The sequence below is a fragment of the Adhaeribacter aquaticus DSM 16391 genome, from assembly GCF_000473365.1.
Classification (GTDB): Bacteria; Bacteroidota; Bacteroidia; order Cytophagales; family Hymenobacteraceae; genus Adhaeribacter; species Adhaeribacter aquaticus.
On record NZ_KI421517.1, the window covers coordinates 2,577,114 to 2,589,170 of the forward strand.

Annotated in this window: 8 protein-coding genes; 4 read left to right on the plus strand and 4 right to left on the minus strand. The window is 43.9% G+C overall.

Annotated features, from left to right (window positions below):
• Positions 1-38 precede the first annotated feature (38 nt).
• Together ADHAQ_RS0113445 and ADHAQ_RS0113450 are read left to right on the plus strand one after the other, a co-directional pair.
• A complete protein-coding gene (locus ADHAQ_RS0113445; RefSeq protein WP_026463376.1) occupies positions 39-1,106 on the plus strand; it encodes a Gfo/Idh/MocA family oxidoreductase in 1,068 nt (355 codons plus the stop codon).
• A 205-nt stretch (positions 1,107-1,311) separates the two neighbouring features.
• Positions 1,312-2,655: a UDP-glucose dehydrogenase family protein gene (locus tag ADHAQ_RS0113450; RefSeq protein ID WP_026462953.1), complete on the plus strand. Its 1,344-nt coding sequence runs from the start codon at positions 1,312-1,314 to the stop codon at positions 2,653-2,655.
• A gap of 175 nt (positions 2,656-2,830) precedes the next feature.
• Here ADHAQ_RS0113450 and ADHAQ_RS0113455 read toward each other — a convergent pair whose 3' ends face one another.
• From ADHAQ_RS0113455 to pncA, 4 genes are all read right to left on the minus strand, one after another.
• Positions 2,831-3,562, minus strand: coding sequence for an MIP/aquaporin family protein (locus ADHAQ_RS0113455; protein ID WP_026463377.1), 732 nt, complete (start codon positions 3,560-3,562; stop codon positions 2,831-2,833).
• Complete coding sequence (gene glpK / locus ADHAQ_RS0113460; RefSeq protein ID WP_026463378.1) at positions 3,559-5,097, minus strand: glycerol kinase GlpK; 1,539 nt, start codon at positions 5,095-5,097, stop codon at positions 3,559-3,561. The genes ADHAQ_RS0113455 and glpK overlap by 4 nt, the downstream gene beginning before the upstream one ends.
• A 26-nt stretch (positions 5,098-5,123) precedes the next feature.
• A complete protein-coding gene (locus tag ADHAQ_RS25670) occupies positions 5,124-6,746 on the minus strand; it encodes a glycerol-3-phosphate dehydrogenase/oxidase (RefSeq protein WP_051359914.1) in 1,623 nt (540 codons plus the stop codon).
• Positions 6,747-6,884: 138 nt separating this feature from the next.
• Positions 6,885-7,490 (minus strand): bifunctional nicotinamidase/pyrazinamidase, encoded by a 606-nt coding sequence (gene pncA / locus ADHAQ_RS0113470; protein ID WP_026463379.1) that lies wholly within the window; start codon positions 7,488-7,490, stop codon positions 6,885-6,887.
• A 235-nt stretch (positions 7,491-7,725) separates the two neighbouring features.
• On the opposite strand from pncA, the gene ADHAQ_RS0113475 reads away from it, so the two are divergent.
• Positions 7,726-10,503, plus strand: a complete 2,778-nt coding sequence (locus tag ADHAQ_RS0113475) for a TonB-dependent receptor (RefSeq protein WP_026463380.1) — start codon at positions 7,726-7,728, stop codon at positions 10,501-10,503.
• A gap of 43 nt (positions 10,504-10,546) precedes the next feature.
• Entirely contained in the window at positions 10,547-11,911 is a 1,365-nt protein-coding gene (locus tag ADHAQ_RS0113480) for a hypothetical protein (protein ID WP_026463381.1), read from the plus strand.
• Positions 11,912-12,057 lie beyond the last annotated feature (146 nt).

The window sequence follows — 12,057 nt, forward strand, 5'->3', positions numbered from 1 at the left end:
AGAATTTTTAATATTGAAAATTAAAAGACTTACACGACATGAGCCAGATTTTACAAGTAGGACTAATTGGTTTTGGCATGGCCGGACAAATGTTTCATGCTCCTTTTATTACCAATGTACCCGGATTTAATTTAAAGACCATACGGGCCACTAACGCCGGCAACATTGCGTTGGCCAGGGAGCGCTACCCCCAAGCCGAAATAGTACCGGATGTGCAGGCTATCTTTAATGATCCGGAAATTGATTTGGTAGTAGTGGCTTCGCCGAATACCTCCCATTACCAACTTTCCCGGGAAGCTTTGCTGGCTGGTAAACACGTGTTAGTCGACAAACCCTTTACGCCCACCTCGGCCGAAGCCGATGAACTCATTCAGCTGGCGAAAACGCAAAACAAATTAATTACGGTGTACCACAACCGCCGCTGGGATGGTGATGCCTTAACGGTAAAGAAAATTATCCAGAGTAAAATGCTCGGTAACCTGGTGGAATACGAAGTTCATTTCGACCGTTTCCGGAACTTTATTAAACCGGGCACCTGGAAAGAAGAAGACACGGAAGCCTCCGGTATTTTATATGACTTAGGAGCCCATTTGATTGATGGCGCCCAGGTTTTATTTGGTTTGCCTGAAGAAATTACCGCCGATTTACGCACCCAACGAACGGGCGGCAAGATTATCGATAACTTTGAAGTAATCCTGCATTATCCTGGTCTGAAAGTTACCTTAAAAAGCGGCATGCTGGTAAAAGAGCCTACGCCACATTACCTGCTGCTCGGCGACCATGGCTCGTTTATAAAATATGGGTTGGATGTACAGGAAGAAGCGCTGAAAGCTGGCTTACACCCGGGCAATACGCCTAACTGGGGCGTGGAGCCGGAAGCTAACTGGGGCCGAATTAATACCGAATACAACGGCTTACATATAATGGGCAAAGTAGCCAGCCAGGTAGGCGATTACCGCGGGCTATACCAAAATGTTTATGGTGCTATTCTGGGTCAGGAAGAACTGGACGTAACCCCGGAGCAAGCCCGCAATACCATCCGAATAATTGAACTGGCCATGCAGAGCCATACGGAGAAACGCACGGTGCCCTATATGGATCGGTAACCATAATAAAGCTGGAAGCAGTAGCAAAAGTGGAAAAGTTATATTTTATCGTTCCTCTTTATAAAAGCAAACAACAGTATATTTATAATAAATACAACCATAACAGTTTTTAAATAAATTTTTTACAAATTGTTAGCTTCTTTGTTAGCAAAGTTTTAAATTGCTTTAAATTTACATTTTATTCGAATTACAATAATACAAGAAAATGAGAATAGCAGTAGTAGGCACGGGCTATGTAGGCCTGGTAACGGGGACATGTTTAGCGGAAGTAGGCATGGATGTAACCTGTATAGACATAGATGTAAAGAAGATCGAGAACCTACGGAAGGGCATCTTACCTATCTATGAACCAGGACTGGAAGAAATGGTATTGCGCAACACCCAGAAAGGGCGACTGAACTTTTCTACCAGCATAGCCGAAAGCATACAAGGAGCGGATGTTGCTTTTATTGCCGTAGGTACTCCTCCGGGAGAAGACGGCAGTGCTGACTTGAAGTATGTGTTAGCCGTAGCCCGCAGCATCGGCCAGCACATGAACAACTACATGGTAGTGGTTACCAAGAGTACCGTACCCGTAGGAACAGCTAAGAAAGTAAGAGCGGCTATTGAAGAAGAAGTAGCTAAAAGAGAAGGTGCATTTGAGTTTGATGTGGCTTCTAATCCTGAGTTTTTGAAAGAAGGAGCAGCCATAGAAGATTTCCTCAAGCCAGACCGCATTGTGATCGGCGTGGAAAGCGAAAGAGCCGAAGACATCATGCAGAAGGTGTACAAGCCATTCCTGTTGAACGGCCACCCCATCATCTTCATGGACATTCCATCGGCAGAAATGACCAAGTATGCGGCTAACTCCATGCTGGCAACTAAGATCAGCTTCATGAATGACATTGCTAATCTATGTGAGATCATGGGCGCAGATGTAAACATGGTGCGCAAAGGCATAGGTTCGGATGCCAGGATTGGCAACAAGTTCATCTACCCTGGTATCGGCTACGGCGGCTCCTGCTTCCCTAAAGATGTAAAAGCGTTGATTAAAACAGCAGCGGAGAATGGCTACGAGATGCAGATCTTAAAGTCAGTGGAGTCGGTAAATGAGAACCAGAAGTCGGTGCTGTTTAACAAAGTGACCCGCCACTTTGAAGGAGCATTAGCCGGTAAGACTTTTGCCTTGTGGGGCCTTTCCTTTAAACCTAAAACTGATGACATGCGGGAAGCGCCATCGCTGGTGATCATCGAGAAGCTGCTGGCAGCAGGTTGTAAGGTGAAAGCGTATGATCCGGTAGCCATAAAAGAAGCGCAGCATATTTTAGGAGATTCTATAGAATTTGCCAAAGATCAGTACGATGCGTTGATTGATGCTGATGCTTTGCTGATCATTACCGAGTGGCCGGAGTTCCGCTCCCCGAACCTGAAGGTGGTAGGCAAGCTGATGAAAGACAAAGTCATCTTTGATGGCCGCAACATCTATGACCTGCAGGAAATGGAAGAAGCTGGCTTCAACTACTATGGTATTGGTGTTAAACCTCACCACTCTACTATTGATATTGCGTAAGGACGACTGGTTGCAAGACCTATTACACTAGTTCTACTTTCAAATATATTCTATACTTAAAAGCCGGTAGTTGCAGTGAGCAATTACCGGCTTTTTTATTGAAGATTATTTTGCTTTTAAATATTGCTTTTTAAAAAATCAGAACTTTTATCTTAACCCTTTCGCTGTTGCTTTCCTACTTCTGTAATACCATATAAAGCAACGCAGCAGCTGAGGCACCTAAAACAGGACCCAGAATAGGAATCCAGGCATACTGCCAATCGCTGGAGCATTTATTTTTTAGCGGCAGCAAGGTATGCATCAAACGCGGACCTAAATCGCGGGCGGGATTAATAGCATAGCCGGTAGTACCACCCAGTGATAAGCCAATGCCCCAAACCAGAAAGGCTACCGGTAAAGCTCCCAAAGCGCCCATACCAATAGGCGTTTTTTCATTTCCTATTTCGGGATTGGTAAAGGAAAAAATTACAAAAATGAGCACAAAGGTTCCTACTGCTTCGCTGAATAAATTGGAAACCGGATGCCGGATGGCCGGTCCGGTGCTAAATACTGCTAATTGCGACAAAGAATCTTCGGTGGAGTCAAAGTGCGGTTTATAAAGCAGCCAAACCAGAAAGGCTCCCAACATAGCGCCTAATAATTGCGCCAGGATAAACAGACCAACCTGGTCCCAATTGAATTTACCGGTTATAGCCAAAGCCAGGGTAACCACCGGATTTAGATGTGCGCCGCTGTAAGGCGCGGCAATGACTACCCCGGCAAAAACCGATAGCGCCCAGCCAGTAGTTATGACCATCCAGCCGCTGTTGCAGCCTTTAGTACTCTTTAATACCACATTCGCTACTACTCCATTTCCCAACAGAATTAAAAACATGGTTCCAATTAATTCGGCAGCGAATGGCGTCATAATTCTTCAGCTTTAGTTACGGTGTTTTCAGTTTGAAATTCTTTTTCTGTTTCGGCCCAAGCCTTTACTGCTTTAATTGCCCGGTACCAGCCTTTTAATAAAATATCGGAATTGAAAGAAGTTGTTGGTTCATAGCGTTGATTTATTTGCCATTGCTCCTGAATAGCATTTATGGAAGGCCAAAAATCAACTGCCAGCCCAGCTAAGTAAGCCGCACCAAGGGCAGTTACTTCCGTTACTTCCGGCCGTACTACCCGGGCACCTAAAATATCTGCCTGAAATTGCATTAATAAGTTATTTACCGTAGCACCGCCATCTACCCGTAACTCATCTATGGTAATATTTGCATCCGCCTCCATAGCTTTTAACACTTCCAGGGTTTGATAGGCAATGCTTTCCAAGGCCGCACGGGCAATATGGGCAGCAGAAGTACCGCGGGTCATGCCGACAATAGTGCCGCGGGCATATTGATCCCAATGCGGAGCGCCTAAACCGGCAAAGGCCGGCACTAAATAAACACCTTCGCTACCCGCTACTTTACGGGCCAATTCTTCTACTTCTGCCGAACTGGAAATGATCCCCAAGCCATCGCGGAGCCATTGCACGACTGCTCCGGCTATAAAAATGCTGCCCTCCAAGGCATAATGCACCTGGTCTTTTATTTTCCAAGCCACCGTAGTTACTAAATTATTGGAGGATAAGATAGGTTTCTCGCCAATATTAAGCAGCATAAAGCAGCCCGTGCCGTAGGTATTCTTTACCATACCAGGCTTAGTACACATTTGCCCGAACAACGCCGCCTGTTGATCACCGGCTATACCCGCAATAGGAATTTGGGTAGCAAAAAGCGTATTAGCCGTATGCCCTATTATTTCACTAGACGATTTCACTTCCGGTAATAGACTAGCTGGTATCCCAAATAAACGGAGTAATTCATCGTCCCAGGTCAGGGTAGTAATATTGAACAATAAGGTGCGCGAAGCATTAGTTACATCCGTTACATGCACCTGGCCTTTGGTTAAATTCCAGATAAGCCAGGAATCAATTGTACCAAAGGCCAACTTGCCGGCTTCGGCATTGGCCCGGGCACCGGGTACGTTATCTAAAATCCATTTTACTTTGGTAGCCGAGAAATAAGCATCCAGCACTAAGCCTGTTTTCTGCCGGACTTTTTTTTCTACCCCTTGGTCTTTCAGGTGGTTGCAGTAATCAGCGGTACGCCGGTCTTGCCAGACAATAGCATTATAAACCGACTGTCCCGTTTGCCGATCCCAGACCACAGTAGTTTCGCGCTGATTGGTTATTCCAATAGCGGCAATATCGGCAGCTCCTAAACCGGCTTTTAAAACAGCCTCGGTAGCTACTCCCACTTGCGTCGACCAGATTTCGTTCGGATCATGTTCTACCCAACCCGGCTCCGGGTAAATTTGTGTAAACTCTTTTTGCCCCAACGAAACCATGCCTCCTTTTTGGTTAAAGACAATAGCCCGCGAACTGGTGGTACCCTGATCTAAAGCAAGGATGTATTTTGCCATAACTTAAATTTTGCAGAACAACTGGTTTAGTAAGAATCGGATATGGTAAACCTTTCCGGGGTTAACCGGTAATTATTGGCTACCTGAGCAAATTCCCGCTCTTGTTTTTGAATCCAATCTGCATCATGCCCCAGCTCGGCCGCTAAAATCCGGGCTACCTTTGGGGCTACCGCCATGGCAGCTCTGGCATCTAAAAACAAAAGCCGTAGCCGGCGGGCCAACACATCTTCGACTGTTCGGGCCATTTCGTACCGGATTACCCAGATTACTTCGGCTATAATATAAGGAAATTTTTCGTGTAATTTTTGTCCAAGCCCAAGTTCTTTTTCTGCCAGTTTCCGGATTTCAGGAGCATCACTGCCATAAATTTTCAACGGATCGTTATCCGCTGCCAATTTACCGGAACCATGAATTTTAAGACCAGCGGTAACACATTTTTGGGCGGGCAGACCACCAGCTAGAAGTGCCGCAGTTACCGTATCTTCGGCCATCTGCCGGTATGTTGTCCATTTGCCACCAGTAATGGTAATAAGTCCTGAACTGGTAACTACTAATTTATGGCTTCGGGAAATTTCTTTGGTACTGTTGCTATGGTGATTTGGTACTGCCAAAGGCCGCAACCCGGCAAAAACACTCAAAACATTGCTGCGAGTTGGTTTCCGGACCAGGTATTGTCCCGCTGTTTCCAGAATGAATTTGATTTCGGCATCTAACGCAATTGGTTCCAGGTTATTTTCTTCTATAGGTGTATCGGTGGTACCAACCAATAGGTGTTCGTGCCAGGGCACCGCAAACAATACTCGCCCATCAGGCGTCTTCGGAATCATTAGGGCGCTTGCACCAGGCAGAAATGTTTTATCCAGTACCAGGTGCACCCCCTGGCTGTACCTGACCAATGGAGCAGCTCCGGGTGTATCCAGCTGCATGATTTCATTTACAAATACCCCGGTAGCATTTATGATTACTTTACTCTTCAAACTAAATACCTGGTTGCTTTCTACATCTAAAGCTTTTACCCCGGACACTTTCCCCGCTTCATCCTTCAATAGACTGGTAACTTTTATATAATTCAGGAGGGTACCACCTTGTTCCGCACATGTTTGCGCCAGGTTAATGGCCAGCCGGGCATCATCGAATTGGCCGTCGAAATACTCGATACCGCCTTGCAGCTTTATTCCTTTAATGGTAGGCAATAACTTTAGCACCTGGCTTGGGGAGAGCCAGGCTGTTTTCGGAAAGCGGTAACTCCCCGCCAACCAATCATACATCTTTAAGCCCAGGCCGTAGAATAGCTTGTCAAGAATAGTATAGCAGGGAATTACAAAAGACTGCTCTTGCACCAGGTGCGGGGCATTGCGTTGCAAACGTCCTCGCTCCCGGAGAGCTTCCAAAACCAAGCGTATATTTCCTTGTGCCAGATAACGCACGCCCCCGTGTACCAGTTTGGTGCTCCGGCTGGAAGTACCTTTAGCAAAATCATGTTGTTCTAAAAGTAAGGTTTTAAAACCACGCGAGGCCGCATCTAAGGCTACTCCTAGCCCGGTGGCGCCCCCGCCAATTACCACAAAGTCCCATAAAGAGGTTTCGCTTACTTCTTTTAAAAATTTATCCCGGTTAAGCTGGTAATTCCTTTTGGTTTCCTGATTCATATGAATCGTTCTAGGGCTTTATGGTATTTATGGCAAGCTTGATTTTAAAAGAAAAGCAATGGAATTAAATTACTAAAGGAGTACCTGCAGTATTATTTATGATTTCCGGATCAGAATAGTAGAACCGGAACAGAGGCATTACAAGGCAGTACTTTGCAGGATTTGCCCTCCCCGCTGCTGTATATCTTCTTTTACTTTAGCAAAATCATCGGCGTTAATAGCCCGGATGCCGTCTTCGATCAAATAGGTGTTAAAACCTTCCTGCAAGGCATCTTTGGCTGAGTAATACACACAATAATCACCAGCTAAACCAACCAGGTAAACATCCGTTATTCCCTTACCCCGCAAATAATCGGCTAAGCCAGTAGACTTTAAGCGGCCGTTATCATAAAAGCCACTATAACTGTCTATTTCGGGGTCGGTTCCTTTTCTAAAAATGGCTTCTACTTTGGTCATGTCCAGATCCGGCGAAAATTCTGCCCCGGCCGAACCTTGTTCACAATGGTCAGGCCACAACACCTGCGCTAACCCCTGTAGTTCTATCTGCTCAAATACCTGCTTACCGGCGTGGTTAGAAGCAAAACTTTTATGGTTAGCCGGGTGCCAGTCTTGGGTAGCTACTACTAAATCAAATTGAGGTTGAATCTGGTTTACGACCGAAATAATCTGATCACCTTCCGGCACGGCTAAGGAGCCCCCCGGAATGAAATCGTTTTGAATATCTATTAATAATAAAGCTTTCATAGTTTTTGCTGCTTAAAGCTGTTGTACGAGTTAAATCTATCAAGTTCCAGGTTACCTGGTAAACCCAAAATAGCACTTTTATAAGCTTTTTCACGGTACTTATAAAATTTTAGGCAATAAGCTTAACATAACCTTAACAAACCGAGGGCTTTGTTAACCATTAAATAACACTGCGTTAATCTTGAAATAAAGTGGTACGTCTACTTTTGCAGCGAGACTAAACAATAATTATTAGATGAAATTTTTAGTATTTTTACTCACCCTTCTTAGTACTTCTTCTCTCGCTTTTGCCCAACAAGGCACACTTTCCGGTAAAATAAAAGACAAAACCACCGGTGAAGCTATTATTGGTGCCACCATTGCCATTACCGGCACCGGCAAAGGTACCGTAACCGATGTAGACGGGAATTATAACCTGACATTGGATGCAGGCACTTATAAAGTAGCCGTAACCTATGTAGCTTACAAAACGCAGAACATAGATAATGTAAAAATACAGCCTGGTCAGAAAACTAATCTGAATGTAACGCTGGAAGAATCTTCTAATGCCCTGGAAGCAGTAACGGTGGTAGGCGCTAAACAAACCAATACCGAAATAGCCCTTATCTCTGATATTAAAAGGAGCAATGTGGTGGTAAGTGGTATGTCTTCGGAACAAATTACCCGATCATTAGATCGTGATGCTGCTGAAACCGTGAAGCGGATACCCGGCGTAACCGTGATGAACGACAAATACATTGTAATCCGGGGGATGGCCGAGCGGTATAATACGGTAATGCTGAACGATGCCTTTACGCCCAGTACCGAAGTTGATGTTAAGTCTTTCTCTTTTGATTTATTACCTACCAGTGTAATTGACCGGATAATGATTTATAAATCTGGTTCTCCGGAACTGCCCGGTGATTTTGGTGGCGGCGTAATAAAAGTTTATACTAAAAATTTAGTTAACGAAAATAGTACCACCTTAGGCGTTTCCACTTCTTACCGTGGCAATACCACCCTGCAAAATTTTAATTCCAATAATGTAGGCAAAACTGATATGCTTGGTTTTGACGATGGTACCCGTACCTTACCAGGTTCCTTTCCAAAAAATATTAATAGTGGCACCACGAGCCAAATTGTAAATCTGGCCCGTACTTTACCAAATTCCTGGAACATAAATCAAACCAAAGCCCTACCGGATTTACGACTTTCTTTAGGTATAAACAGAAGGTTTGATTTTAAAAATATTGATTTCAGCAACATTACAGCTATTTCGTACAGCAATACCCGTTTGCACACTAGCGGTACCCGTACCAAATACCAGAATTTTAACCCGGATGTACAACGCAGCGATAAACAATTCGATTACATTGATGATTTATCTAGTTCTAATGTTCGCCTGGGTGTAGTACACAACTGGTCAGCCCGCATTAATAACAACAACCGGATTGAGTTTCGGAACCTGTTTAACCAGTTAGGAACCAGCCAAATCTTAAACCGTACCGGGGTGGAGACCTTTAACGGCTTAGACCAACGCAACTATTCGTTGCGCTACGAAAGCCGCAGCATGTACTCCAGCCAGTTACAAGGCACTCACAGCTTACCAAACGAAAAAACTACCCTTACCTGGACTGGTAGCTACGCCTACACCAACCGGAATGAGCCGGATTATCGCCGGGTAAGAACCCAACGCCCTACTGGAACCGATGATCCATTTTTAGTAGCCTACAAATTTACGCCTAGTTTAGCTGATGCCGGTCGCTTTTACTCGAAGCTAACGGAGAGCAATATAGCCCTTAATGGCCAGATAGAGCACAAATTTGTAGCTAATGATTCCCTTACCGGTAATTCCCCAACTATTAAAGCAGGCTTTTACGCGGAGCAAAAGAACCGCGACTTTTCTGCCCGTTACTTTTCTTACAGCCCGGCATCGCCATCTGAATTTAACACCAGCATTACGGCACTGCCTTTAGATCAGGTATTTGCTGTAGAAAACATTAATACTACCAACGGCTGGACCATTACCGAAGGAACCAACCCATCTGATACTTATAAAGCAACTAATCAATATTTAGCCGGTTTTATATCGGGCGTGTTACCAATTGGACAACGTTTTATTTCTTCGGGAGGTGTTCGGGTAGAACACAACGTGCAACGTTTACGCTCCACTGTTAATGTAGACAAGCCAGTAACCCGGATATTACCATCGGTTAACCTTTCTTACAACTTTAACCAACGGTCGTTATTACGCCTGGGCTCCAGCATCAGCTTAAATCGTCCGGAATTTAGAGAACTGGCACCATTTACTTATTTTGATTTCGAGAACCTGTGGGAAATTAAAGGTAACCCCAACCTGAAAACTGCCCAAATTTACAATGCTGACCTGCGTTACGAGTTTTATCCAAACCCTACTGAAATTATATCATTTGGTGTATTTGGAAAGTATTTTGTAAACTCCATTGAACGTTATTTCGAGAATACCAACATTGGTAACTCTATCAGCTTCCAGAATTCAGACAGAGCCAGTAACTACGGTGTGGAGACTGAAATCCGGAAATCACTTTTGAATTATTCTTCTTCTAAGTTTATACAAAACCTCTCGCTGGTACTGAACGCCTCCCTGATTAAGAGTCAGGTAGAATTTAAAGACGAAGCAGACGGATTAATGAAAACCAGAGCCTTAACCGGCCAGTCACCTTACATTGTTAATACCGGTATTTATTACCAGGACAATGCCAAAGGCCTTCAGTTTAACTTATTGTACAACGTAGTAGGCAAGCGGATTTTTGTAATCGGTAGCTATCAAAACCCAACTATTTATGAAATGCCCCGCAACATTATAGACCTAAGCTTTACTAAATCATTAGGCCAGCATTTCGAATTAAAAGGTGGTATCCAGGATATATTAAATCAAAAAATACGCCTGATCCAGGATTCTGATTACAACAACAAAATTACCGAAGTAGATGAGGCCGTGCAAACAGTACGCAGAGGCTCTTACAGCACCATTGGAATTTCTTACAAATTTTAACGCATACAAAACAAACCATTAAACCAGAGTAACTATTTTAATTATGAAAAACTTAAAAAGTTGGGCCGTAATCGCCATGTTAGCTTTTGCAACCTTTAGCTGTAAAGACGATGATGAAACCACTCCGGCTGCAGAAAAAAGCTACACCATAACTACTGATGCCGCATCCGGATTAGAAGTTATCAAAGGCTCCATTGATGAAAATGTGACGCTTGCTGCTTCTAAAAAATATATGCTACATGGCTTTGTTTATGTAAAAGCACCAGCTACTTTAACTATAGAGGCAGGAACCATTATTAAAGGAGACCAAACTTCAAACGGTACTTTAATTGTTGAAAGAGGCGCCAAAATTATGGCAGAAGGTACTGCTGCTAAACCTATTGTATTTACTTCTATCAAGCCTAAAACTATGCGTACAGCTGGTAACTGGGGTGGCCTTATTATCTTAGGTAATGCGCCTACTAACTTAGGTGCAACTGCTAAAATTGAAGGCGGTGTAGACCGTGAATATGGTGGAACAGATGCAAACGATAATTCAGGTGTATTAAAATATGTACGTTTGGAATATCCGGGTATAGCTTTCCAGCCAGACAATGAAATTAATGGTCTTACTTTAGGCGGTGTTGGTGCCGGTACTACGATTGATTACATACAGGTATCTTTCTGCGGTGATGATGCTTTTGAATTCTTTGGCGGTACAGTAAACGCGAAACATTTAATTGCTTACAAAACAGTAGATGATATGTTTGATACTGACAATGGCTACTCTGGTAAATTACAGTTCCTGGTTGGCCAAAGTGCCCCATCTGTAGCCGATGCTTCTGGCTCAAATGGTTTCGAGTCTGACGGCGACGCCCAAGGTAGCACAAACACACCTTTAACTTCAGCTGTTTTTTCTAACGTAACGCTTTACGGTCCTTTAGCAACACCAACTACTTCTATTAATCCGAATTATGCCCGGGCTATGCACATTCGCCGGAACAGCAATATTTCGGTACATAACTCAGTATTTGCTGGCTGGCCAACCGGATTATTATTAGACGGTGACAGATCGCAGGCAAATGCTACTGCCGGTACATTAAAAATGCAGAACGTAGTAATTGCGGGTACACCAGCTAATAACCAGCTAAGAGTACAAAGCGGCAGTACTTACGATGTAGCCGCCTGGTTTAATGCTATGGGCAAAAACAACTCCACGCAAACAGATTATGCAGGTTTAAACATTGCTGATGCCTTTAAGCAAACAGGTCCTAATTTTGTACCGGGTGCTGGCTCCACTTTATTAACTGGTGCTTCTTTCACTGGTATGGATCCATTCTTTGAGCAAGTTTCTTACAAAGGTGCTTTTGGCTCTACTGATTGGACTGCTGGCTGGACTAACTTTGATCCAAACAACACTGATTACTAAGCATAACTAATAATTAAATTGTACATCGTATTGGGTGAGAATAGGATGCTACAATTAAACCGGAGAGCAGCTTAGTCTCCTGCTCTTACGGTAAAAAGCCTGCCAATTGGCAGGCTTTTTCATTAAATATCAATAACAAATAAACA

Excerpts from the sequence above, each read along its gene's own strand:
- ADHAQ_RS0113445 (WP_026463376.1), top strand. The coding sequence starts at position 39 with ATGAGCCAGATTTTACAAGTAGGACTAATTGGTTTTGGCATGGCCGGA.
- ADHAQ_RS0113450 (WP_026462953.1), top strand. The coding sequence starts at position 1,312 with ATGAGAATAGCAGTAGTAGGCACGGGCTATGTAGGCCTGGTAACGGGG.
- ADHAQ_RS0113455 (WP_026463377.1), bottom strand. The coding sequence starts at position 3,562 with ATGACGCCATTCGCTGCCGAATTAATTGGAACCATGTTTTTAATTCTG.
- glpK (WP_026463378.1), bottom strand. The coding sequence starts at position 5,097 with ATGGCAAAATACATCCTTGCTTTAGATCAGGGTACCACCAGTTCGCGG.
- ADHAQ_RS25670 (WP_051359914.1), bottom strand. The coding sequence starts at position 6,746 with ATGAATCAGGAAACCAAAAGGAATTACCAGCTTAACCGGGATAAATTT.
- pncA (WP_026463379.1), bottom strand. The coding sequence starts at position 7,490 with ATGAAAGCTTTATTATTAATAGATATTCAAAACGATTTCATTCCGGGG.
- ADHAQ_RS0113475 (WP_026463380.1), top strand. The coding sequence starts at position 7,726 with ATGAAATTTTTAGTATTTTTACTCACCCTTCTTAGTACTTCTTCTCTC.
- ADHAQ_RS0113480 (WP_026463381.1), top strand. The coding sequence starts at position 10,547 with ATGAAAAACTTAAAAAGTTGGGCCGTAATCGCCATGTTAGCTTTTGCA.